The organism is Micromonospora sp. NPDC007230 (genome assembly GCF_042869115.1).
Classification (GTDB): domain Bacteria; phylum Actinomycetota; class Actinomycetes; order Mycobacteriales; family Micromonosporaceae; genus Micromonospora.
Map to the genome: position 1 here is coordinate 17,352 of NZ_JBIAFE010000036.1, position 22,400 is coordinate 39,751.

Genomic DNA, 22,400 nt, shown 5'->3' on the forward strand with positions numbered 1-22,400 from the left:
GAGGTTCGCGTTATGACGTCGTCGCGGAATGATTCGCCGCTCCGGGTGAACATCGACCCGGAGCAGGCCGGCGCGGGCCTCGGCCGCCTCGTCGTTGTGCTGCTGGACGTGGTCCGGCAGTTGCTCGAGCGCCAGGCGTTGCGCCGGGTGGACGAGGGTGGTCTGACCCCGGAGCAGGCGGAGCGGTTGGGGCAGGCGTTGCTGGCCTTGGACCGGCGTTTCGCCGAGTTGCGGGAGATCTTCCAGGACTCGCCGACCAGCGGTGAATTCGGAACCGCCGACCCGGAAGACCGCACGGCCCAGGCGGATCGCCAGTCGGAACGACGAGACGACCGGACGGACCTCGACCGGTTGGTGGCCTTCGCGAGAACCGACCGGACGAGCTGACCGGCAGCGAATACGCCACGCCGTAACGGTGAGGGCAACACCGCGACGGGACCGAAATTCACCCTGGACGACCAGCGATTGAGGAGAAGCGACAACGATGACCATGATGACCACCGGAGCGAACCGCGCTCCCCGCCCAAGCAGTCTGGCCGACGTACTGGACCTGGTCCTGGACAAGGGCATCGTGATCGACGCGTACGTACGCGTCTCGCTGGTAGGGATCGAATTACTGACCATCGACGCCAGGATCGTGATCGCCAGCGTGGACACCTACCTACGCTTCGCCGAGGCGGTCAACCGCCTCGACCTTCAACCCGAGGGACAGGTCACCGGCCTGCCCGGGATGATCCAAGGGATGACCGAGGGAGGCGCCCGATCCAAGACCCGCGGCGCGCTTGGCGGTCTCAAGGACACCCTGGGCGAGATCAAGGACTCCGTACACGGCGACCGGGACGACCAGGAAGGTGAGGGAGACGAGGGCTCGGGGCGCCGGCGGCGCAAGCTCCCGATCGGACGCCAGACTGGCAGTGACAGGGAGAGCTGATCGTGCTGGTCGTGTACGGATTGGTCCGCCCTGCGCATCCGTTGCCCGAGAGTGTCACCGGTATCGGGACGCCGGCCGGCCAGGTCCGGCTGGTGGGTACCGAACAGGTCGCCGCGGCGGTGAGCGAGATCGGTGACCAGGCCCTGCGCGACGCCGACGCGGTCGCCTACCTCGACGTCCTACGGACCCTGATCGAGGGTGGGCCGGTTCTGCCGGTTCGGTTCGGGACGCTCGCCCCAGACGACGACGCGGTGCGATCGGAAATCCTGGCGCCGCTCGGCGAGCGAGGCGCCTCGCGGCTTGATCAACTGGACGGCCTCGTCGAGATGCAACTGAAGATCAAAGCCGATGAGGACGCCGAGCTGCGCAACCTGCTCGCCTCGTCGCCGACGTTGCGCCAGCTGGTCGGGCAGTCCCGGGCCGGCGCGCCGGATCTCAATGCGCAGATCAGCGTCGGTGAGCAGGTGAACCAGGGACTGGCCGAGCGGCGTGCGGCACTCGACGCTCAGGTAGCCGGCCGGCTGAAGCCGCTCATCGTTGACCACGGCTCGCGCACCGCAGACGACGTCACGCTTCTCACTCATTACTACCTGGTCCGTGCTGACGACCTCGAACAGTTCGACGCAGCCGTCGAGGAACTGCGCGACGACCTCGGTGAGCGCTACACCATCGAGTACGTGGGCCCGCTGCCGCCGCTCGACTTCGCCGAGAGTACGGACGACGTGCCCACGATACCCGCGAGCGGAACCGCGTCCAGCCGCTGGGGATGGTGAGACGCCTCAACAGCGACCGGTTCGGTCATAGGCGCTGCCTATGACAGTGGTCTGGGAATGATCTCTACCGGGGAGCGCCGCGCGGGCGAAGCCTGGAACGGTGATCGTTCTTGCTGAGATGCGCACCCGTCGCCGCGCACCCGTCCAGGCCGCCGGGCTCGGCGCGGCGGTGTTGCTGGGACTCGCCGCGACGGTGGCCGGCACGCTGGTCCCCGTGGTCGGTGCGCCCGTCTTCGCCGTTGTCGTCGGGGTCTTGCTGAGCCCGTTGGCACGGCGCCGGTCCGAGGCGATGGCGCCGGGGCTGAGCTTCGCCAAGGGCCTGGTGCTCCAGTTGTCAGTCGTGTTTCTCGGCGCTCAACTGTCGCTCGACGAGGTACTGTCGGTGAGCGCGGCGTCATTGCCGGTCATGCTGGGCACGCTCGGGGTGTGCCTGCTGCTGGCCTGGTCGGTGGGCCGGCGGCTCGGTGTTCCCCGCGATCTGCGCACGCTGATCGGCGTCGGCACCGGTATCTGCGGCGCCTCCGCCATCGCGGCCGCGACACCGGCGATCCGGGCGAAGAGTAACGACGTGGCGTACGCGATCTCGACGATCTTCCTCTTCAACGTGGCCGCCGTGCTGGTCTTTCCCCCGCTCGGGCACGCGCTGGGGTTGGACGCGCACGCGTTCGGGCTCTTCGCGGGCACCGCCATCAACGACACCAGTTCGGTGGTGGCCGCCGCGGGCGCCTACGGCCAGGACGCCGCCGGATACGCAGTCGTCGTCAAGCTCGCCCGTACCCTGATGATCATTCCGATCGTCCTCGTCCTCACCACCCTGACCCGCCGCCGCGCCGACCTGCCGGAGATGTCGAAGGCCCGGCTCGCGGCCTCTCTGGTGCCCTGGTTCCTGGTCGCATTCCTCGCCGTGGCCGCGCTTAACACCGGTGGACTCATCCCCACCGCTGCCCAGGCCGCTCTGCACCAGGTGGCGCTGCTGTTCATCGCGATCGCCCTCGCCGCCGTCGGCCTCTCCACCGACGTGGCCGCCCTCCGCCGCGCCGGCGCCCGGCCGCTGCTGCTCGGCCTGATCCTCTGGGCCGCGGTCAGCTCGACCAGCCTGGGCCTGCAATACCTGCTGGCCCGATGACGAGGCCCGGGACGGGCCGAACACCCAACCACCTGTGACAGACTGCGCGGGATGCCACTACCGCCCTGGATAAGCGACCTGCCGGCGCTCGACCTGCTGCTGTCCGTCGCCGAGACGGGGAGCGTCGGGCGCGCGGCGCAGGCGCACGGGATCACCCAGCCCAGCGCCAGCGCGCGGCTTGCGAAGCTGGAACGCCGGCTCGGCGTACCGCTGCTGGTGCGTTCGCGACGCGGGAGCCTTCTCACGCCCGCCGGCGAGGCGGTCGTCGCCTGGTCGCGCAACGTCATCGACGCCGCGCAGAACCTCGCCGACGGAGTTCTGACGCTGCGCGCCGACCGGCAGGCGCGGCTGCGGATCTCGGCGAGCCTCACCGTGGCCGAGTACCTGCTGCCGGCCTGGCTGCTGAGCCTGCGCCGCACCCATCCCGAGCTGGACATTTCGGCCGACGTCGCGAACAGTCACGGCGTCGTCGAGGCCGTCCGCTCGGGCGCGGTAGACCTTGGGTTCGTCGAGTCACCCGACATCCCCGCAGACCTGAGTGCCCGCATCGTCGGCGACGACCGGCTCGCCCTGGTCGTCGCCGCCAGCTATCCGCTCGCCGCGCACGCCTGGCGCGCACTGCGGCCGACCGACCTCGCCGATCAGCCACTGCTGCTGCGTGAACCGGGCTCCGGCACCCGCGACACGTTCCTGAACGCGGTCGAGCACGCCCTCGGCTTCGCGCCGTCGCTGCCGCACGCCATCAGCCTCGGCTCGACCACCACGATCCTTTCCACGGTCCGCGCCGGTGGTGGCATCGGTGTGATCAGCGCACGCGCAGCCGCGCCCGCCGTCGCGGCGGGAGAACTGGTCGAGCTTCGGGTCGAGGGCCTCCCGCTGACCCGTCCGCTGCACGCGCTGTGGCTGGGCCGTACCCCGACCGCCCTCGCAGCGGAACTCTTGACGATCGCCGCTGCTCCTTCCGCGGGGCGATAGCAGTTCCGGTGAATCGGACTACGCCAGCCCAATCTGCTTCATGAAGGTGGTGAGGTCGTAGAAGAGGTTCTCTCCGGCGATCTTTCCGTCGACCCATCGGGCCACGGTGCAGAAGTCGACGTCGAACGATTTGCCGGTGGGCGGGATCTCGTTACCGTCCGGGCCGGTCATGGGGCCGGTCATGGTGCCGGTGAAGCGCGCGATCGAGCACGTCCAGTCACCCGAGGCGAACAGGACCTTGTATGGCCGGTTGCCTAGCCGCTGATCCGGAAACGCCTTGAAGAAGTCCCTCGCCTCGGCCTCGTGGTTGTGCTGACCATGCGTCTCCGGTTTGCCGGGCCACCGCACCACGACGTCCTCATGATGCCGACTGTTGAACGTGTCGATGTCCTGGGCGTTCCACGCGTCGTCGAGGGTCTGCATCAGTTCCATGTTCTGCTGCTCGATGCCCACCGCCGTGACCTCCTGCTGTTGACCGCCGGTTCAACGGTGAGCCTAGGGCGGTGCAATGGCCACTCGACCGCGTTTGTTGACTTCCAAGCCGGCTCAGCGAAGTTAGAGCGACCGGCAATTGGTAGGGCGTCTGGCGGACGGGACCCCGAGGTAGCAAGCAGGCACGGGTCCATTGATCATCGGAGTTCTCTACGCTTCGTGACCGATGGAGTCCCGTGCCTGCGCTGCCATCTTCGTTGTTCGAGCCCGTCTGGGTCCAGTTCGCCGCGCTGCGGGCTGAGCAACCCGAGTTCGATCCGGCGCATCCGCTGGGCTGTCACCGCCGCCGGATCCCTGACCGGGTGGTGTTTGAGCATGTCATCGCCGCTTTGGTGCACGGTTCCGGCTACGAGCGTGTCGCGTCGGATGCCTGCTCGGACCGTACGATCCGTCGCCGTTTACGGTCGTGGGCCGAGGCCGGTCTTGGCGAGCAGGTCCACGAACTGGCTCTGGAAGCCTATGACCGGATGATCGGCCTGGACCTGGCCGATGTCAGCGCCGACGGCGCGATCACGAAAGCACCGTGCGGTGGTGACCGGGCCGGCCGATCCCCGGTCGACCGTGGTAAAGGCGGCATGAAACGCTCGACCGGCGTCGATGGCTACGGTATCCCGCTCGGGATCATCGGCGCCCCGGCCAACCGGCACGACTCCCCACTGCTGCGGGACACCTTCGCCGCGTGCAGCATCCAGTTGCGGCATCACTGGCCCGAGCGGGTCACCGCACACCTGGACCGCGGCTACGACAGCAACCGAACCCGTGACCTGCTCGAAGAGATCGGCTTTGACGCCGAGATCGGCCGCAAGGGCGTGCCAGCCCCCGTCCAGATCGGCAAACGCTGGGTGGTGGAGAGGACCAACGCATGGATGAACGGCTTCGGCAAGATCCGCCGCTGCACCGACCGCAACGCCACAATCATCGACTTCTACCTGTACCTGGCTGCCGCGATCGTCACGATCCGTCAACTCATCCAACGCGCCCGCACGCTCTACCGCTGGGACACCCGACCCACCACCCGCAGGCTCAGGTAACACCAATTGCCGGTCGCTCTTAGCCAGCCCGCATGTGGCCCGCCGCCCACGCTCGACCCGTCCTGGATCCTCAACCCCGGCGTCCTCGGCGGTCCGCCGGCTGACTTGGGCCGGCCCCGCGAACCTGACTTGGGAGTGCTCGGGTCGTTCCCGGGCCGGTTCGGGCGAGCGGAGCCACGTCGGACGGCCGCCTCACCAGACGGTCAGTGGAGACGGGCCCGCAGGTCGGCGATCCGATCCGCCGCGGCGATGAAGCCGGCGGCGTCGAGCTGGCCCTCGGTCTGGGCGTTGACCAGGGCGGCGGTGGCGGCTTCGCCCTGGCTGACGTCACGGGCGGAGCACAGGATGAGGTCCATGCCGGCGGTTGCGGCGGCGACCGCGCGCTGGCCGGTGGTGCCGTAGGGGGCCAGCGCACCGGCTTCCAGGGCGTCGGTGACGGTCACCCCGGTGAACCCGAGGCGGTCGCGCAGTTCCTGCCTGACCACTGTCGGCGACAGGCCGGCTGGGCGGTTCGGGTCCAGCGCCGGGTAGATGGCCCAGGACACCATGACGAGGTCGACGCCGATGGCGACGGCGGCGGAGTACGGGAACTCGTCGGTGCCGCGCAACGTGGCCAGCGACTGGGACAGGGTGACCGTCCGGGTGTCTGTGTTCTGGGCCGTTGCCGCCCATCCCAGTCCGGGGAAGTGCTTGGCGGTGGCGGCCACGCCGGTGCGCTGCTGGGCGGTGATGAACGCCCGCCCCAAAGCCGCGACGGTGCCGGGGTTCGCGCTGTAGGAGCGCTGATACTGGTCGATGAAGTTGCCCGCAGTGGAGTAGACGTCGAGAACCGGGGCGAGGTTGACGTTCATGCCCACTGCGGCGAGGGTGCGGCCGGCTCCGGTGCCCGCCGCGGCCGCCGCGGCCACCGGATCGGCGGCCTGGCCGATCCGCTTCTCTGACAGCGCAGGCGCCCCCGGCAGCCGCCGGATCAGGCCACCCTCCTGGTCGACCATCAGCAGCAGGGGCACGTGGACCGGGCTTTGCGCCTGGGCTCGTCGCAGCTGGGCGGTCACCGAGCTGATCTGGGCGGTGCTGGCGATGTTCTCCCCGAAGAAGATCACCCCGGCGGCCTCACCGGCGCGGATGATCCTCAGCAGGCTCGCCGGTGGGGTCAACCCGGGGTAGGAGTAGATGATTCGCTGCCCGGCCAGTTGCCACCTGGTCAGGCCGGCCGACCTGGTCGGTTCCGGCACGGACGGTACCGGCGCGGGTGACGTGCCCGGGGCCTGCGTGGGCAGTAGCGCGGTCGATGCGGACGGCGATGCCACCCACCCGCCACCCGACCCACCAGGCGCGGGCCAGATTGAGCGGGTCGTATCAGGGGCGGACGGCCCGGGCGTGGGGGCGTGTGAGGCCTGGCAGGCGACCATGGCAAGGCCGAGCGCCCCGGCCGCCAGAACGGTGCGAACCTTCGCCGGTGGGTACATGACCACCTCCGCGTAGCACGATCCCGGCGCGCCTGGCGGACCCGACGATCAGTCGACGGTGACCGATCTGCGGTGTCCCGATCTCATCCGGTGGCGACGATGAACGTGCATCCGCTCCGGCGGCGATCGCCAGCGCTGCGCCTGCCGGTATGGGTGCCTCCCGGTGTCACCGGACCCCGTGCGGCGGCTCTATCCATAACCAGTATGTGCGGGATATCCGTCGGTGACCAGTCGCCCACATCATCGCTCTACGCGGCCATTGAGCTGAACCTTCCCCCGGCTGGGGACACCGGCGAAGCCTCGCCGGGTGGATTCTCCCGGCCGGGGCCGGAGGCCTGCTCAGGTTTCGTCGTCACTTGGCGGTGAGCTTGTCGACGTCTGGGGCGTAGACGGTCATCCAGTGCGCGTGCAGCCGGTAGAAGACCACGTCGTTTTCCCAGTCGAAGGCGCCGTCGCCGTAGAAGTCCTTCAGGTACGTGAGCAGGTCTGGCCAGTCCGCGGCAGGCTCGCTGTCCTGAGGGTTGAGGATCTCCACCGTACCGTGCGTGAACACGCCCAAGTCCTCGCCACGCATGTGCGCGACGCTGGCGGCCGGACGGGCGGCGAGGTGGCGGGCCTTGGCGGCGGTGCGCGCCGTCCCGAAATGCCACTTGCCGTGTAGGAAATGCCCGTCCACGCCGCTGATCCGCGGCTCGCCCTTCGCCGTCACGGTGGACAGGGCAAGCGTGCACATGCCGGTGAGCACCTGGGTGAGCTGCTCCGCGGTCAGGGTGCGCTCAGCGATGATCGAGCGGAGATGCGAGGTGGAGCGGGACAGGGAGGAGTCCAGGAGGTCCTGGAGCCCGTTGAGATCTTCCGGCGTTTCGCGCATCGAGGTCCTTATCTATTCGTAAGACCGGTTCACGTCCACCACGACGCCGACCGGTGAAACCATGTTCGATCAGAAACCTGACGCCTTGTGTCGTACTTCTTCAAGTAGCAATGATCAATCGCGGGACGTCTCCACGCACCTGGCCGCAGCGGCGGGCGCGCCCGAGCCAGCCGGGGAGATTGCGGCGCGACCTACACCCGGGAGCTCACCGCCAGTCCGGATGGCCGGGCACGCCATCGGCGAAGTCGACGCGAAGCTCGACTTTCCGTCGTCGCAGCAAAAGACGCGCATACGGCAACCAAACTTCTTGATGTCTCGATGGAAAGAACCTAGGTTCGGGTGAGCACTTGTCATGTAGCGCCCCCGGGAGGCCCCGAGACCTCGCGGGGAACGAGAGGCCGATGCAGACGGACCGCTGACGAGCGAAACCGGCAGCGCCGCCCCGATCGGCGAGACAAGGAGGTTCAGCGTGGGTAGCAGGAAACGTTTCCTCGCGGGCACGGCGCTCCTCGCCGCGGCGGTCCTGAGCGGCGGTTTCGCGGCGGCGCCGGCCACTGCATCGCTATCGTCGTGCGTCGCGCCGGACAGCCGGCCAACCGTCCGCTTTCTTGACTACGACAGCGGCATGGCGAACCGGACCGTCGACGGCGGCTGTTCGATCAACGACCTGATCGACGACGAGCGTGCCTGGGCCAGCCACGGCGGGTTCGTGGCGCACGTGACCCACATCGCACGCGATCTCGTCGGCACCGACGTGATCACCACAGCGGAGGCCGCCACGCTGACCGAAGCCGCGGCGCACTCCGACGTGGGTAAGACGACAAGCTACGTCAGCCTGTTCGACGGGACGACCGAGTCGTACGCGAACTGGGGCTACGTCGGCGGCCGCGGGTTCGCCCTGCGCGACGACGGGTCGATGGTGACCACCAACTCGCCCACCGGCGGCGGCCTCGGCATGCTCTGGTACCGGGCCGCCCAGTTCGGCGACTTCTCACTGCGCCTGCAGTTCCGCGACGAGCGGGGCGGCGACGCGAACGCGCGATCGAACAGCGGCATCTTCGTGCGGTTCCCCGGCGTCGACCCGGCCGCCAACCCCCAGTGCAAAACGAGCGATCCGGCATGGGTTGCGGTGAACTGTGGCCACGAGATCCAGATCAACGACTCGCCGGAGATGGGCAGCAACGACCCGCGGAAGACCGGATCCGTGTACGGGTTCGCCGACCTGAACCTCGCCCAGGCCCGCTCGACGGACAAGGGGGTCTGGAACGACCTCGAGATCCGGGTCGTCGGCCAGCACTACACCGTGATCCGTAACGGCGTGGTGATCAACGAGTTCGACAACGTGCCCGGCCTGCCGTTCCCGGGCCGTCCGACCGACCCGGGCACCAGTGGACGGCAGTACGCGCAGGGCTACGTCGGCCTGCAGAACCACGACGGCGGCTCGGTCATCGCCTTCCGCAACATACGGGTGCGAGACCTCGGCTGATCCTGGCCGGGTGCCTGCTTGTGGCAGCGGTGATCCGCCGGCCCAACCTGCTCGGCGGATCACCGCGGCGCACGCACCGGGTGGGGGGTCATCTCGGTGCGAATGGGGCGACGGCGGGCGCGATGGCTGGAGGCGGGGTTTGTGGGCGGCCCGGGGAGCCGGCGGAGGCGAGGCCAGATACACGTACGCCCGTGCCGGGTGATCGGCTCCGGGCTGCTGGTGTGACGGAACCGCGCCCCGGACCGGTCCGGGGCGCGGTTCCAGAGAGGGCTCGGCGCTAGTGGTCGTGGCCGCAGGAGATCCGGGCCCGTTCGAGCTCATCCGGGGTGTTCCACCAGTACGCGGCCGTGCTGGCGTGTGCGGGCACGCGCTGCTTGACCTTGCCCTTGGGTGCTGATCCCGCCGCTGGCGGCTGATTGGTCGTCGTGGCGGTCGGGTAGGGGGCGATCAGGTCTGCGACGGTGTGGTGCCGTCCACCCACGACGACCGCGGTGACGTTCGCGGCGTCCGCAATCCGAGTCAGCGGGTCGCCGTCGACGATGGCCAGGTCCGCCAGCATGCCCTTGCCGATTCGACCGATTGGCTGCCCGAGGAAATTCCCCGACGTCGACGTTGCGCTGGTCAGGGTCTCCAGCGGTGTGAGCCCGTACTTCACCATCGCGCGCATGTTCATGTGCAGGCTGATGGCCAGGTGATCGATCGGGGCGTCGGTCCCGGCGGTGACGACGCCGCCACCACGGACCATCGCGACCAGTTGCGCGACCTGGTTGGCAAGGTTCTGCCGGGTGACGGTCTGGTCGGTCGTCTGCGCAGAGGTGATCGACGCCTGCAGTTTCTCCATCCGCCAGTTCGGGTAGAGTCGCCGGACGCGTTCGTCGGTGACGAGGGAGATGTCCTCCCGGTACAGGGTCGACGACACGAACAGGGTTGGCGTGCGGGCCATCTTCGACGCGTTGAACATGGCGATGACGTCGGAGTAAGCCGATCCGACGTTCGTGACGGTCCGGGAGTAGCCGAACCGGTTCGTGGCGCCGACGTGCTCGGTTCCGTCGCCGCCCATTGCGATCGCGGGGTAGTGGTAGTGCGAGGTGACCGGCTTGCCGTGCCGGTGTGCCCACTGGATGACCTCCTTGTGCCACACGACCGGTAGCCGCACGTAGCACTTCATCAGGTCGTAGTCGAGCTTGGCCGCCCGTTCCAGCTCGAGCGCCAGCTGGGCGTGGGTGAATGTCGGGCGCATGAAGTTGTAGTAGATGCGAGGCCCGTCCACGGCCTCGCCGGTGGCCAGATAGCGCGGCGCCAGTCGGGCGCCGGACTGGACCGATTCGCGTTCCTCGACCATGTGGTAGGCCGGGGAGCCGGGTGAGCGGGTCGTGGTGATGCCGAGCGCGAGCCACAGCGGCCCCTGCCGCGACCCGTACGCGTAGCCCTGCATCTCGCGGTGGTGGTGGATGTCGATCAGTCCGGGCATGACGAACCGGTCGCTGGCGTCGACGAGGCTGCCGCTGCGGCCCTCGCGGTGCGGCTCGACCGCAACGATCCGCTGGCCGCGCACGATGATGTCGACATCTCGGGCCACTGTCGCGGACGACCCGTCCCACATCCGGCCTGCGTGGATCACGACCTGGTCCGGGCCGGGGTCGTTGCGCCAGCGCAGCTGGACCGGGATCGTCCGGCCGGCCCCGCCGTCGACCCGGACCGTCTTCAGCTGACCACCGGACAGGTACGTGAGCGTGGAAGAGCCGCCCGCCCAGACGGGTGCGTCGGACAGTTCCCTCGTGACCTGGCGTGCCGGCCCGGTCGGGTGTCCGCTCTGGTCGACCGGGAGCACCCAGATCAACGACTCCATCGCGAATGCGAGCATCGTCCCGTCCGGGGACCAGACGGGCCCGTCGTCACCGCGGGTCTGCAGCGACCTGTGCGGGGCGGGGTCGACGTACCTGCCGGCGCCCGTGGCGCGGTCGACCACGAGGATCTTCGACAGACCCTCCCGGTAGCGGCGCGAGTAGGGCACGACGGCCGCCAGGGCGATCATCTTCCCGTCCGGGGACCACGTGGGCCGGCCCGGCTCGAACGTCGCGCCGAAGACCTGCTGCACGTCGCCGGTGGACACGTTCAATACCCACAGGCCGCCATCCTGGTCGAGATAGGCGATCTCTTCACCGCTTGGCGACCACCGCACCGACAGGGCCGCGGACTCGGTCAGGTAGGTCAGCTGCCGGTCGACCCCGGAGCTCAGGTCCCGGACCCAGATGTTCAAGGTGCCGGTTCGGTCGCTGACATAGGCCAGCTGCTGGCCGTCCGGCGAGAAGTCCGGGTCGGCCTTCCACCAGCGGTCCCCGAACAGGGGTACCGGCTTCTCCCCGACCCGCATCAGGTAGATGTCGTTGAGGGCGCGGAACGCGATCATGGTCCCGTCCGGGGACACCGCCGGGGAACCGATGCCAATGACAGGGAAGGTGCCGGGTGCGTCGAACATCCGGGTGGTCTTGCGGTACTTCGCGACCGTGGCTGTCAGCGCTGCGGTGAATCCGACGGTCCCGGCGGTGGCCGAGCCGAGGCGACGCGTGCGGATCTTGCCGGCCGAGCTGTAGTGGTACCGGCCGTCGGCCGTGAACCTGGCCTGGAAAGGGAACACCTCCTCACCGGTGACCAAGGTGCCTGCCGTCGAGGCCAGCTCGTTGCGGCCCGCAGCGAGCAGGTGGTAGGCGATGTCGGTTCCGTTCGGCAGGAACGACGGCTGGTGGATCACCTGCCCGGCCGGCACCGTGACCGCCGTGGTGCGGGCCCCGGTGGCGACCTCGACGACATCGATGCGGGTGTCCGCTACGACGAATGCGATGCGAGACCCGTCCGGTGACCAAGCCGGCTCGTACTCCTCGGCCGCGGTCTCGGCCAATGCTCGGCTGGAGCCCGTGGCGAGGTCGAGCACCTGGATGCCGTACGAGCCGCCCTGGTCGGACGAGTAGGCGATGCGACGCCCGTCGGGGCTGTACCTCGGTTCGCGGTGGTCGAACGGGCCCTTCGTCAGTTGGGTGATGCCTGACCCGTCGGGGCGGATCGCCCACAGGTTGAACACTCCATCCCGGTACGACTGGAACACGATCGTGGACCCATCGGGCGACCAGTCCGGCTGGGCGATGTCGTACAGGTCGGACGTCAGGCGGCGCGCGGCGCCGCCCGAGGCGGAGACCACCCACAGCACACCGAGCATGTCGAACGCGAGCATGCGCCCGTCCGGAGACGGTGCGACAGCGAAGTCGGTTCCGGTGTCGACGCGGGTGTTGCCGCCCGGATCGGGGCTGCCGGCGCGGGCACTCGGCGCAGCCGCTTGAGTGAAGGCCGCTGCCAGTACGGCGCCCGCACCAGCCTTGAGGACGGTTCGGCGGGACGGGGTGAATCGGGAGCCGGTGGGGCCGTAAGCACGTGGCTGGTCGGGCTCCGTGAGGTCATCGGCCGGAAAATCCGCAGTGGGGGACATGCTGTTCCTCCTTGGCCTGCTGCATCGGATACTTCAGGCGGTATCGCGCATCCTTCTCCCCGGCGTCAGCGCGCGGTCCCCATCTATGCCGCTCGAACTGTGAGCGGCCCACACAATGCGGTGAGCGGTGCAAATAGCGCGACGGAAGGTCCCGCTGGCGCCGGCACTCCGCGCTGGCGGATCGCGAACGGGATTCGGACCTGTGGCAAAGGACACGATCGCCGGCTTGCCGCCCCAACACCGTGATCATGTAGCCTGACCTGCGTGAACAGTGCGCCGTCGTTGGACCGGACCCCGCTTGCGGTCCGTGTCGTCGCCGCGCGCCGCATCTGCTGTTGTTGACGGTCTGACACTCCCCATCCGCGCCCGTGGCTGCCGCGCCACGATGCCCGCGCGTCGTCATCAACGTCTGATCTGCCCTCATTTGTGAGCCTCAATCACCGCGTCCCGCGCTCGCGCGACGCAGGTTCCTTCTGCCTGGAGTAAGGACATGAGCATTCACCGCAGGCCCTCGGCTGGCCTACCCTTCGCACGCCGGTTGCGCCCGCTCGGCGCGCTCGCGGCCACCGCCTCCCTCGCGGTGCTGCTCGCCGCCTGCGGCTCGTCGACGAGCCCCGGGTCGACAGGCGCCGCCGACGCGACGATCACGGTCGGTTCGCTGAACGAGCCGACGACGCTCAATACGATCAAGGGCGGCAACACCGGCCACGCCCAGGTGCTGCTGCGCAACGTCGTCGAGGGGCTCACCGTGCTGACCGACGACGGCAAGGTCGAGCCGCTGCTGGCCAAGTCGTGGGACGTGTCGCCGGACGGCACGGTATACACGTTCCACCTGCAGCCCGGCGTGACGTTCTCCGACGGCACCCCGCTGAAGGCCGGCGACGTGGTGGCCGCGCTCAAGCGCGTGACGTCCGACGAGTCGACCAGCGCCCGCAAGAAGAACCTCTCGATCATGAAGACGATCGAGGCGCCGGACGACGGCACCGTCAAGGTCGCCCTGTCGACGCGGTCGCAGTCGTTCCTGTTCTACCTCACCAGCACCGGCGCGGCTGTCACCAAGCCCGACGCCGGCAACCCGGAGACGACGGTGATCGGCACCGGCCCGTACACCCTGACCTCCTGGAAACAGGGTGACTCCATCACGCTGACCCGCAACGACAAGTACTGGGGCACGAAGGCCAGCAACAAGCAGGTGGTGTACCGCTTCTTCAAGGACACCACTGCCGAGAACAACGCCCTGCTCGCCGGCCAACTCGACCTGGTGACCCAGGTGTCCTCGCCGGATGTGCTCACCCAGTTCGACAACCAGCCGCAGTTCTCCATCGTGGAAGGCACGTCCACGACGAAGGAACTGTTCAACTTCAACGACGCCGTCGCCCCGTTCAACAACCCCGACGTACGGCACGCCATCCGGCAGGCCATCGACCGCAAGGCGCTGCTGACGGCGGTATGGGCCGACCGCGGCCAGGTCATCGGCTCGATGGTGCCGCCCACCGACCCCTGGTATGAGGACCTGACCAGCATCGACGACCACAACGTCGCCGGCGCCAAGCAACTGCTGGCCAAGGCCGGGTACGCGAACGGGCTGTCCTTCACCGTCGACTACGTACCGTCGGACGCGGTCAACATCATCGCGCAGGGGCTGAAGGGCCAGCTCGCCCAGGCCGGTATCACCATCACGCTGAACCCCGTCGACGACGCGACCTGGACCGACAAGGTCTACAAGAACCACCACTTCCAGGCCACCATCATGACCCACGTCAACCAGCGCGACCTCGTCTGGTACGGCGACCCGACGTTCTACTGGCAGTACGACAACCCGCAGGTGCAGCAGTGGGTCAAGGACTCCGAGACCGCCGCGACACCCGACGAGCAGACCGCCCTGCTGAGGAAGGTGGCACGGCAGATCTCCGAGGACGCGGCGAGCGCCTGGCTGTTCCTCGACCCCGCCATCAAGGTCGCCAGCACCTCGGTCAGCGACTACCAGAAGAACAACACCACGGACAGCTTCTATGTCGCACCGATCACCAAACGCTAGGCGATAAGCGGTGCTCAGCTACCTCATCCGTCGGGTCGCCTGGCTGATCGGTTCGCTGTTCGTCGCGGGCTCGGCGGTGTTCTTCCTGCTCCGGGTCCTACCGGGCGACCCGGCCGTCACGCTGCTGGCGGTCGGGTCCGCCCCGGACCAGATCGACGCGATCCGGCACCAGCTCGGCACCGACCGGCCGGTGCTGGCGCAGTACGGCCACTGGTTGAGCGATCTGGTGACCGGGAACCTCGGGGACAGCCTGTTCACTCAGATGCCGGTGCTCGATCAGATCGCCGGCCGGCTCCCGGTCACCGTACCGCTGGCGCTGAGCGCGTTCGTGCTGTCGATCGTCGTGGCCGTACCGATCGGGGTGTTCGCGGCGGTACGGCGGCGAGGTCTGCTCGGGGTGGCGGTGTCGACGCTGGCGCAGGTGGGCATCGCGCTGCCCATCTTCTGGGTCGGGATCGTGGTGGTCTGGCTGGTCGCGGTGCGGTGGCGGGCGCTGCCGCCGGGCGGGTTTCCCCGCACCGGCTGGCAGGACCCGCAAGCCGCGCTCCAGTCACTGGTTCTGCCGGTGGCGACGCTGACCATCGCGCAGGGGTCGGTGCTGGTGCGCTACGTACGCTCGGCGACGCTCGACGTGCTGAGCCAGGAGTATGTGCGCACCGCCCGCTCCCTCGGGTACAGCCTGCCGCGGGCGCTGTGGCGGCACGGACCACGCAACGGCGCCGCCACCGTGGTCCAGATCCTCGGCATCCTGCTGGCCAGCTCACTGCTGGGCACCGTGGTCATCGAGAGCGTCTTCGCCCTGCCCGGCCTGGGCTCGCTGCTGTTGACCAGCGTGAAGGCCCGCGATCTGCCGATCGTGCAGGGCACGGTCTTCCTCATGACGGCGACCGTGCTGGTGGTGGGGCTCGTCGTCGACGTCGTGCAGCGGCTGGTCGACCCGAGACTGCGAGGTTCGACATGAGCACACCTTTGGTCGAAGCGGTCGAAACGATCGCGGCGCCAGACATCCCCGCCCGGACGCGCCGAGGCTGGCGCTCGCCGTCGTTCGTGCTCGGCGCGGCGCTGCTGCTGGCGGTTCTCGCCCTGGCGCTGGTGTCGCTGGTCTGGTCCCCGTACGGGCTGGACCACACCGACCCGGCGGCCCGGCTGGCGGACCCGTCCGCATGGCACTGGGCGGGCACGGATCGCCTGGGCCGCGACCAGTTCACCCAGCTGATGCTCGGCGCGCGTACCGCGGTGTGGATCGGGCTGGCCTCAGTCGCGGTGGCGTTCCTCATCGGCGTCCCGCTGGGTCTGCTCGCGGCGGCCGCCGGCCGGTTCCTCGAGAACACCGTCGTCGGAGTGATCGACGTCGTGATCGCCTTCCCGACCCTGCTGCTGGCGATGCTGCTGGTCACCGTGTACGGCGCGTCGACCGCAGTCGCGATCAGCGCGATCGGCATCGGCGTCTCCGCCGAGGTGGCCCGGTTGACCCGGATCTCGGCGAGCCGCGTGTTCACCCAGGACTACGTCCTCGCGGCGCGTACCTGCGGCACCGGACCACTGATGATCCTGGTCCGGCACGTCCTGCCCAACATCTGGCACACCCTGCTGGTACAGGCCACCCTCGCCTTCGGCGTCGCGGTCATCGCCGAGGCGTCGCTGTCGTACCTGGGGCTCGGCACCCCGCCGCCCGCGCCGTCCTGGGGCCGCATGCTCCAGGAGGCGCAGTCGACGGTGAGCGTCGCCCCGTGGAACGTCCTGCTGCCCGGCCTCGCAGTCGCCGTCACGGTCGTCGGGGTCAACCTGCTCGGTGACGGCCTGCGGGAAGTCCTCGACCCGCAGCTACGGCAGGAAAGGCAGGCAGCGCACCGATGACCATCCTGGAGACCACCGGGCTGACCGTCACGCTCGACGGGCAGACGCTCGTTCGCGACGTCTCGTTCGGCCTCGCCGCCCGTGACCGGGTCGGCCTCATCGGCGAATCCGGCTCGGGCAAATCGCTGACCGCGCTGGCGCTGCTGGGACTGCTACCGCCGGGCATGCGTACGAGTGGCCGCGTCCTCATCGACGGCGAGGACCTCCTCGGGGCGCCGGACCGGCAGTGGCGCCGGGTCCGCGGCCGCACCCTCAGCATCGTGTTTCAGGAGCCCCTGACCGCCCTGGACCCGCTGATGCCGGTCGGCCGCCAGATCGCCGGCCCGCTGCGGCTGCACCAGGGCCTCAACCGCAGCGACGCCGAGCGCCGCGCAATCGACTGGTGCGGCCGGGTGCACCTGCCTGACCCGGCCCGGCTGGTACGGGCCCTGCCGCACGAGCTTTCCGGCGGCCAACGACAACGGGTGGCCCTGGCGATGGCTCTCGCCTGCCGGCCCCGGCTGCTCATCGCCGACGAGCCGACGACCGCGCTGGACGTGACCGTGCAGGCGCAGATCCTCACCCTGCTCGACGAGCTGATCGAGGAGACCGGCGTGGGGCTGCTGTTCATCAGCCACGACCTGCCGGTCGTCGCCGGGGTGGCCCGCCGTCTCCTGGTCATGCGCACGGGCCGGTTGGTCGAATCCGGCCCGGTCGACGACGTGCTACGCCGGCCTCGCTCCGGCTACGCCCGGCAGCTCGTCGCGAGCGCCGCCAGGGTGACCCGGCTGGCCCGCCCCACCGTGCGCAGGGAGGACCGATGAGCGATCCGATTCTCACCGGGCATCAGCTCACCCGATGGTTCCCGGGCCGCACCCGCCCGGCGCTCGACGGGGTGGACGTCACCGTGCGGCCGGGGACCAGCCTCGGGATCGTCGGCGAGTCGGGCGCCGGGAAGTCGACCCTGCTGCGGCAGCTGCTCGGCGTGGACCGCCCGACCTCGGGCGAGATCCGCTTCGCCGGCGAGCCCCTCGACCGGGGCCGACATAGCGCGTTCCGCCGGCAGGTCCAGGTCGTCTTCCAGGACCCCCGGTCGTCGTTGAACCCCCGCCTGTCGGTCGCGTCGATCGTCGCCGAGCCGCTGCGCTCGCTGCGCATCGGTACGGACCGGTCAGCCCGCGCCGAGCGCGTCGCCGAGGTGCTCACCGCGGTAGGGCTGCGCCCGGAGGACGGACGCCGCTACCCGCACGAGTTCTCCGGCGGTCAGCGCCAGCGCATCGCCATCGCGCGGGCGCTCGCACCCGGCCCGCGGGTCCTGCTCGCCGACGAACCCGTCAGCGCCCTCGACGTCTCGGTCCGGCTGCAGATCATCGACCTGCTCAAGGATCTCGTTGACCGGCTCGGGCTCACGCTGGTGCTGGTCTCGCACGACCTGGCGATCGTCAGCCAGCTGTGCCAGGAGGTGCTCGTCATGCGCCACGGCCGCGTCGTCGAGCGCGGCCCGACCGCGGACGTGCTGACCAACCCCGCCGACGAGTACACCCGTGCCCTGCTGGCGGCCATCCCGCAACTGCCGCTCGACCTGATGGAGGAACCGTGACCTTTGTTGATCAGTGGCGGACCTGGCACGCCGAACGTGAGGCGGCCGTGTCGGCGCCGGGCGGGGACCTCACGCTGACCGGCACGCACTGGCTGGTGGGGCGCACCCACATCGACGGGATACCCGGCACCTGGTGGGCCGACGGAACCGACGTGCGGGTGTCCGGCGCCGAAGGCCTGCTCGTCGGCGGCGTACCGACCGCCGACGGCCTGCTGCGGCCCGACCAGCGACTCATGGTCGGCGATGTCGAACTGAAGATCATCCGCCGCGGCGCCGACATGGCGGTACGGGCCTACGACCCGCACGCGCCGGCGGTGCGCCGGTTCGCCGGCATCGACGCGTTCGCCCCCGACCCCGCCTGGGTGCTAACCGCCGAGTTCACCCCGGCCGACGCCGACCAGACGCTGCGCACCGAACACAGCCACTCCGACCGGCTGGTGGACTACCCGGTCGTCGGCACGTTCACCTTCACGATCGACGGCCAGCAGGCCGAGCTGGTCGCGCTGTACACCGGCCATGCGGGCGAAGCGCACATCACGTTCCGGGACGCCACCAGCGGACGCGAGAGCTACGGCGCGGCCCGGTTTCTGTTGCTGCCGATGCCGGCTGCGGCCGGCCCGGTGGCGCTGGACTTCAACCGGGTCACCCTGCCGCCGTGTGCGTTCTCCGACGCCTTCATCTGCCCACTGCCGCCTCCGGGGAACATGCTGCCGTTCGCCGTCCGGGCCGGCGAGAGGGCGGTGCTTGATCAGCCAGATGGCGGACGCGCCGGTGTGACCTCCCAGACCAACACCGAGGAGTTCACTGAGGACTCCACAGCAGGAGCTGAAACGGGTCCTCGCCGCAGGTGAGCCAGGTGCCGTCGCCGAGCGCCATCGGGTCCTCCGAAACGGGCAGCGGGTACTCCACCTGGCCGAGCACGTCCCCTCGCGCCGTGTCGATCAGCCAGTGCCGCGTATGCCCGTTCCCCTCCATGGTGCTCGCGACAACCGTGCGCTCGTCGACGAAGCCGCACTGGTAGCCCCAGAAGGGCTCCTCCTCGGCGTCCGACAGCGCCTCAAGATGCGGGGAAAGCTGGTAGTCGGCGACCTCGTGCGTCACCGCGCCGTCGGGAAGACGATGGATTGCGGGCTCCCTTCCCCAGTGAGCGATCGTGAGGAGCCGCGTCCCGCAGGGGCTGACATCGACGAGGCAGCGGTCATCGTCACCGATGGGGGTGACGGTGAGTCGAGCGCCGTCCCACCGGCCCCACCGCAGCGGCGCGCCATCCTGGCCTTCGCCGACGCTCAGGCCCATCTGGCCCGGGTCGGGGTGGGCGATGTGGTGGGAGCCGGCGGCCGCGGTGCCGGTCGGGGCCCGCCCCAGGATGCGACCGTCGACGGCGTCGAGCACGAGCCACTCCTCGTCGAACTCCGGCTCGACGTCATCCGGCAGCGGGGTGCGTACGTGGGCCCACACCGTGGAGCCGTCCGCACTGATCCAGCACGAGCCGGAATCGGGGTGGCGGTGTTCCTCGCTGCCCGCGTACTCGGCGTAGGAGTCGTGCAAGGACGAGCAGTACGGGACCCAGCACGCGTGCCGCACGCGCCAGCGCAGCCTGCCGGCGGCGTCGATCGCGTGCAGCGCATGCTGACCGCTGAAGACCGCCAGGTCGAGGGTGGGACTCACCGCATCGATCCCGCCCGCCCCACGCGGCCAGGGAGCCGGAAACCGGGCGGCGGGAGCGCCGTCACCGGCGACGAGCCGGTCCAGGTCGTACGCCAACAGTTCGTTGTCCTGCCGGATCACCACGAGCCGGCGATGCGGCCACCGCTGGACGGCAGGCGTGTCCGCCGTGCGGGAGAAACCGGGTACGCGAGGAGCGTTCGCCGGCACGCGGAAGGACGCCACGAAGCGAGGGATGATGCGCACCGCATCATCCTGCCCGCCCGCTACGACAGCACGGATCGGCAGCGCCGCTCAGCGAGTCCGCTTCGTCGTCCGCTTGCGGGGTGGGGTCAACAGGTCGGCTATCGCCGCGATCGCGGACGGCACCACCCGGTAGTACGCCCAGACGCCGCGTTTCTCGCGTTCGAGCAGGCCGGCCTCGGTGAGGATCCGAAGGTGATGACTCACGGTCGGCTGGGAGAGACCGAGCGGCGCGGTGAGGTCACTCACGGACGCCTCGCCCTCCGGGGCGGACTGGATCAGGCTGAGCAGCCGCAGTCGGGCCGGGTCGGCGAATGCCTTCAGCACTCCCGCGAGCCGCTCGGCATCGGCACGCTTGATCGGCTCGCCAGCCAGCGGCGAGATAGCAGGCTTAGCAGTTTTCGCAGTTGACACGCCCTCTATCGTTCCACGAACACCATCGATCCGCCGGTGGAACCGGGACCAGTACCCGATGCGACAAGAGGCCTCCGCCAGGTCAGTCGCGGGCGGGTGACCATCCGTCCGCGATGAGTCGAGAGTCGTCGCCGCCCTCGCCCTGGAAGAGCACTCCGTCCCGGTCCGTCGCGGCGATGTGGTCGACGTAGACCCCGCGGCCCTGGCCGGAGCCGTCGGTGGTGCTGATCCACCGCAGGTGGGTCGCCTGGTCGGGCAACTCGACCGTGACCTGCCACCAGACCCGGCCGCCGTAGCCGGTTACCGTGCCGTCGCTGGTCCACCTTCGGTCCCCGTCGTGCAGCAGCATCCGCCCCGGAGCCCAGGTGTGCCCTCCGTCGCTGGAGACCTCGAACCGGGCGTTGTCGTAACGGGGCTCGGTGTCGTACCAGAGTAGGAAGCTCGCCGTCCCGCTTCGCGCCGCCCGGCGCAGCGGAGCGGTGAGCGTGCTCGTCGCGAGGTCGCGCGGGTCGGCCCGCCAGGCCTCCCGCGACCGAGGGCGCACCGGCATCGCCTCGGCGAGGTCGCGCGCGACCACGCGCCGGGCGACGTTGTTGCTGCCCCAGCCGCGATCGGGGTGCACCCGGTTGCTGAGCAGGATGACGAACGAGTGGGAAAGTGGATCGATGACGATGGACGTGCCGGTGAAGCCGGTGTGCCCGAACGCCACGGGGGAGGAGAGCCCCATCATGTACCAGTGCTTGTTGAGCTCGAAGCCGAGCCCACGGTCGCTTTCCGGATAGGCAGACTCCAGCGATGCGTTGTAGTTGACCAGCATCGCGCGCACCGTGTCGTCCCGCAGAATCCGCTGCCCGCGATACTCGCCGCCGTTGAGTAGTGCCTGGCAGAGGACGGCCAGGTCCGCCGCGGTGGAGAAGATCCCCGCGTGCCCGGCCACGCCGCCGAGCGACCAGGCGTTCTCGTCGTGCACCTCGCCCCAGACCATGCCGCGCCCGGCGTACGGTTGGTACTCGGTCGCGGCGATCCGCGACCGCCGCTCCGGTCCCGGGTTGTAGCCGGTGTCGGTCATGCCGAGTGGCGCGGTGACGCCGTCGCGGACCAGCTCGGCCAACGGCCGGCCGGTCACCCGTTCCAGCAGTACGCCGAGCGCGATCAGGCCGAGGTCGGAGTAGACGTACCGGGTGCCGGGCGGTGCCGTGAGCGGCGTGGCGAGCGCGGCGGCGAACCGCTCGGCGGGCGTCGGGTATTTGCTCCACAGCGCCGTGAATGCGGGCAGACCTGAGGTGTGGGTGAGCAGCATGCGTACGGTGACCGCCGCCTTGCCGCCGGCCGCGAACTCCGGGATGTAGCTGGCCACCGGTGCGTCCAGGTCCACCCGCCCCCGCTCGACCTGCTGCATGGTGACGATCGTGGTGAACAGCTTCGACACCGATGCCATGTCGAAGATCGTGTCGGGCCGCATCGGGATCTGCTGGTCAGCGGGGAGCTCCACCCCGACCAGTTCGGGTGCCGGCCCGACGGCGGCGTACTTGACCGCCGCTCCCACGGTGGCATGTTGCACGATCACGCCGTCCTTGGCCGCCAGGACCACGGCACCTGTGTACGCGGGATAACCGGGGTGGTCCGGGGTCGGTTGCAGATAGGCCGCCAGGTCTGCGGGGAGACGATCCACCTGGTCGGGGAGCAGGCCAACCTCGCGGGCACTGCCGCGCCGCAGCGTGTCCGCACGGAACTGGATGTCGGCGGGGGTGACGGCCGGCGGTCCGGACGCGGCCGGGGGCGGCACGGCGGCGGCGGGCGCCCCGGCGGCTGGCAGCGCCGCGCCCAGGAGGGCCATGGCCAGGCCGAGCGAAACCGTGCGGAGCAGCGGGCGGGGGGACTTGTTTGCGGATCTCCTCGCCGCGCCAGCGCCAAGCGCTCCGACACCGACCGCACGGGTGCGGACGTTACTACGCTGCATGCGTCGCCT

At 69.7% G+C, this 22,400-nt stretch carries 20 protein-coding genes; 13 read left to right on the forward strand and 7 right to left on the reverse strand.

What is annotated here, in order from left to right:
• Positions 1-12 precede the first annotated feature (12 nt).
• The 5 genes from gvpK (at position 13) to ACFYML_RS33150 (ending at position 3,805) form a co-directional block, all read left to right on the forward strand.
• Positions 13-387 (forward strand): gas vesicle protein GvpK, encoded by a 375-nt coding sequence (gene gvpK / locus ACFYML_RS33130; RefSeq protein WP_387424385.1) that lies wholly within the window; start codon positions 13-15, stop codon positions 385-387.
• Positions 388-493: 106 nt separating this feature from the next.
• Positions 494-931, forward strand: coding sequence for a gas vesicle structural protein GvpA (locus ACFYML_RS33135; RefSeq protein ID WP_357446692.1), 438 nt, complete (start codon positions 494-496; stop codon positions 929-931).
• Positions 932-933: 2 nt separating this feature from the next.
• Positions 934-1,704 (forward strand): GvpL/GvpF family gas vesicle protein, encoded by a 771-nt coding sequence (locus ACFYML_RS33140; RefSeq protein ID WP_387424386.1) that lies wholly within the window; start codon positions 934-936, stop codon positions 1,702-1,704.
• A gap of 100 nt (positions 1,705-1,804) precedes the next feature.
• Positions 1,805-2,830 (forward strand): YeiH family protein, encoded by a 1,026-nt coding sequence (locus tag ACFYML_RS33145; protein WP_387424387.1) that lies wholly within the window; start codon positions 1,805-1,807, stop codon positions 2,828-2,830.
• A 51-nt stretch (positions 2,831-2,881) separates the two neighbouring features.
• Positions 2,882-3,805, forward strand: coding sequence for a LysR substrate-binding domain-containing protein (locus ACFYML_RS33150; protein ID WP_387424388.1), 924 nt, complete (start codon positions 2,882-2,884; stop codon positions 3,803-3,805).
• A gap of 18 nt (positions 3,806-3,823) precedes the next feature.
• Here the strand turns inward: ACFYML_RS33150 and ACFYML_RS33155 are convergent, their stop codons facing one another.
• Positions 3,824-4,258 carry an ester cyclase gene (locus tag ACFYML_RS33155; RefSeq protein WP_387424389.1) on the reverse strand — a complete coding sequence of 145 codons (435 nt, stop codon included), beginning with the start codon at positions 4,256-4,258 and terminating at the stop codon, positions 3,824-3,826.
• A 215-nt stretch (positions 4,259-4,473) separates the two neighbouring features.
• On the opposite strand from ACFYML_RS33155, the gene ACFYML_RS33160 reads away from it, so the two are divergent.
• On the forward strand, positions 4,474-5,328 hold the full coding sequence (locus tag ACFYML_RS33160) for an IS5 family transposase (protein WP_387424390.1): 855 nt from the start codon (positions 4,474-4,476) through the stop codon (positions 5,326-5,328).
• A 203-nt stretch (positions 5,329-5,531) separates the two neighbouring features.
• On the opposite strand, the gene ACFYML_RS33165 is transcribed toward ACFYML_RS33160, so the two are convergent.
• Both ACFYML_RS33165 and ACFYML_RS33170 read right to left on the reverse strand, forming a co-directional pair.
• Positions 5,532-6,563 carry a glycoside hydrolase family 3 N-terminal domain-containing protein gene (locus tag ACFYML_RS33165; RefSeq protein WP_387424391.1) on the reverse strand — a complete coding sequence of 344 codons (1,032 nt, stop codon included), beginning with the start codon at positions 6,561-6,563 and terminating at the stop codon, positions 5,532-5,534.
• A gap of 586 nt (positions 6,564-7,149) precedes the next feature.
• Positions 7,150-7,668, reverse strand: coding sequence for a pyridoxamine 5'-phosphate oxidase family protein (locus ACFYML_RS33170; protein WP_387424392.1), 519 nt, complete (start codon positions 7,666-7,668; stop codon positions 7,150-7,152).
• Between the two features lie 625 nt (positions 7,669-8,293).
• Between ACFYML_RS33170 and ACFYML_RS33175 the strand changes: the two genes are divergently transcribed.
• Positions 8,294-9,154, forward strand: coding sequence for a DUF1080 domain-containing protein (locus ACFYML_RS33175; protein WP_387424393.1), 861 nt, complete (start codon positions 8,294-8,296; stop codon positions 9,152-9,154).
• A 277-nt stretch (positions 9,155-9,431) separates the two neighbouring features.
• Here ACFYML_RS33175 and ACFYML_RS33180 read toward each other — a convergent pair whose 3' ends face one another.
• A complete protein-coding gene (locus ACFYML_RS33180; RefSeq protein WP_387424394.1) occupies positions 9,432-12,383 on the reverse strand; it encodes an amidohydrolase family protein in 2,952 nt (983 codons plus the stop codon).
• Between the two features lie 742 nt (positions 12,384-13,125).
• Between ACFYML_RS33180 and ACFYML_RS33185 the strand changes: the two genes are divergently transcribed.
• The 6 genes from ACFYML_RS33185 to ACFYML_RS33210 are packed head-to-tail and all read left to right on the forward strand — an operon-like array spanning position 13,126 to position 18,960.
• The gene (locus ACFYML_RS33185) at positions 13,126-14,673 is read left to right on the forward strand and encodes an ABC transporter substrate-binding protein (RefSeq protein WP_387424395.1); all 1,548 of its coding nucleotides are present in this window, start codon (positions 13,126-13,128) and stop codon (positions 14,671-14,673) included.
• Positions 14,674-14,683: 10 nt separating this feature from the next.
• On the forward strand, positions 14,684-15,634 hold the full coding sequence (locus tag ACFYML_RS33190) for an ABC transporter permease (protein WP_387424396.1): 951 nt from the start codon (positions 14,684-14,686) through the stop codon (positions 15,632-15,634).
• The gene (locus ACFYML_RS33195) at positions 15,631-16,530 is read left to right on the forward strand and encodes an ABC transporter permease (RefSeq protein WP_387424397.1); all 900 of its coding nucleotides are present in this window, start codon (positions 15,631-15,633) and stop codon (positions 16,528-16,530) included. The genes ACFYML_RS33190 and ACFYML_RS33195 overlap by 4 nt, the downstream gene beginning before the upstream one ends.
• A complete protein-coding gene (locus ACFYML_RS33200) occupies positions 16,527-17,333 on the forward strand; it encodes an ATP-binding cassette domain-containing protein (RefSeq protein ID WP_387424398.1) in 807 nt (268 codons plus the stop codon). The genes ACFYML_RS33195 and ACFYML_RS33200 overlap by 4 nt, the downstream gene beginning before the upstream one ends.
• Positions 17,330-18,109 (forward strand): ABC transporter ATP-binding protein, encoded by a 780-nt coding sequence (locus tag ACFYML_RS33205; protein WP_387424399.1) that lies wholly within the window; start codon positions 17,330-17,332, stop codon positions 18,107-18,109. The genes ACFYML_RS33200 and ACFYML_RS33205 overlap by 4 nt, the downstream gene beginning before the upstream one ends.
• The gene (locus tag ACFYML_RS33210) at positions 18,106-18,960 is read left to right on the forward strand and encodes a DUF1684 domain-containing protein (protein ID WP_387424400.1); all 855 of its coding nucleotides are present in this window, start codon (positions 18,106-18,108) and stop codon (positions 18,958-18,960) included. The genes ACFYML_RS33205 and ACFYML_RS33210 overlap by 4 nt, the downstream gene beginning before the upstream one ends.
• Here ACFYML_RS33210 and ACFYML_RS33215 read toward each other — a convergent pair.
• From ACFYML_RS33215 to ACFYML_RS33225, 3 genes are all read right to left on the reverse strand, one after another.
• Entirely contained in the window at positions 18,911-20,020 is a 1,110-nt protein-coding gene (locus ACFYML_RS33215) for a hypothetical protein (RefSeq protein WP_387424401.1), read from the reverse strand. The two genes, ACFYML_RS33210 and ACFYML_RS33215, sit on opposite strands and share 50 nt — an antisense overlap.
• Positions 20,021-20,068: 48 nt before the next feature.
• Positions 20,069-20,431 carry an ArsR/SmtB family transcription factor gene (locus tag ACFYML_RS33220; RefSeq protein ID WP_387424402.1) on the reverse strand — a complete coding sequence of 121 codons (363 nt, stop codon included), beginning with the start codon at positions 20,429-20,431 and terminating at the stop codon, positions 20,069-20,071.
• Positions 20,432-20,513: 82 nt separating this feature from the next.
• Positions 20,514-22,391, reverse strand: a complete 1,878-nt coding sequence (locus ACFYML_RS33225; RefSeq protein WP_387424403.1) for a serine hydrolase — start codon at positions 22,389-22,391, stop codon at positions 20,514-20,516.
• Positions 22,392-22,400: the final 9 nt, after the last annotated feature.

What these genes read in the sequence shown, in the direction of transcription:
- gvpK (WP_387424385.1), top strand. Translation starts at nt 13, where the DNA reads ATGACGTCGTCGCGGAATGATTCGCCGCTCCGGGTGAACATCGACCCG.
- ACFYML_RS33135 (WP_357446692.1), top strand. Translation starts at nt 494, where the DNA reads ATGACCACCGGAGCGAACCGCGCTCCCCGCCCAAGCAGTCTGGCCGAC.
- ACFYML_RS33150 (WP_387424388.1), top strand. Translation starts at nt 2,882, where the DNA reads ATGCCACTACCGCCCTGGATAAGCGACCTGCCGGCGCTCGACCTGCTG.
- ACFYML_RS33170 (WP_387424392.1), bottom strand. Translation starts at nt 7,668, where the DNA reads ATGCGCGAAACGCCGGAAGATCTCAACGGGCTCCAGGACCTCCTGGAC.
- ACFYML_RS33175 (WP_387424393.1), top strand. Translation starts at nt 8,294, where the DNA reads ATGGCGAACCGGACCGTCGACGGCGGCTGTTCGATCAACGACCTGATC.
- ACFYML_RS33180 (WP_387424394.1), bottom strand. Translation starts at nt 12,383, where the DNA reads ATGCTCGCGTTCGACATGCTCGGTGTGCTGTGGGTGGTCTCCGCCTCG.
- ACFYML_RS33185 (WP_387424395.1), top strand. Translation starts at nt 13,126, where the DNA reads ATGAGCATTCACCGCAGGCCCTCGGCTGGCCTACCCTTCGCACGCCGG.
- ACFYML_RS33195 (WP_387424397.1), top strand. Translation starts at nt 15,631, where the DNA reads ATGAGCACACCTTTGGTCGAAGCGGTCGAAACGATCGCGGCGCCAGAC.
- ACFYML_RS33200 (WP_387424398.1), top strand. Translation starts at nt 16,527, where the DNA reads ATGACCATCCTGGAGACCACCGGGCTGACCGTCACGCTCGACGGGCAG.
- ACFYML_RS33205 (WP_387424399.1), top strand. Translation starts at nt 17,330, where the DNA reads ATGAGCGATCCGATTCTCACCGGGCATCAGCTCACCCGATGGTTCCCG.
- ACFYML_RS33225 (WP_387424403.1), bottom strand. Translation starts at nt 22,391, where the DNA reads ATGCAGCGTAGTAACGTCCGCACCCGTGCGGTCGGTGTCGGAGCGCTT.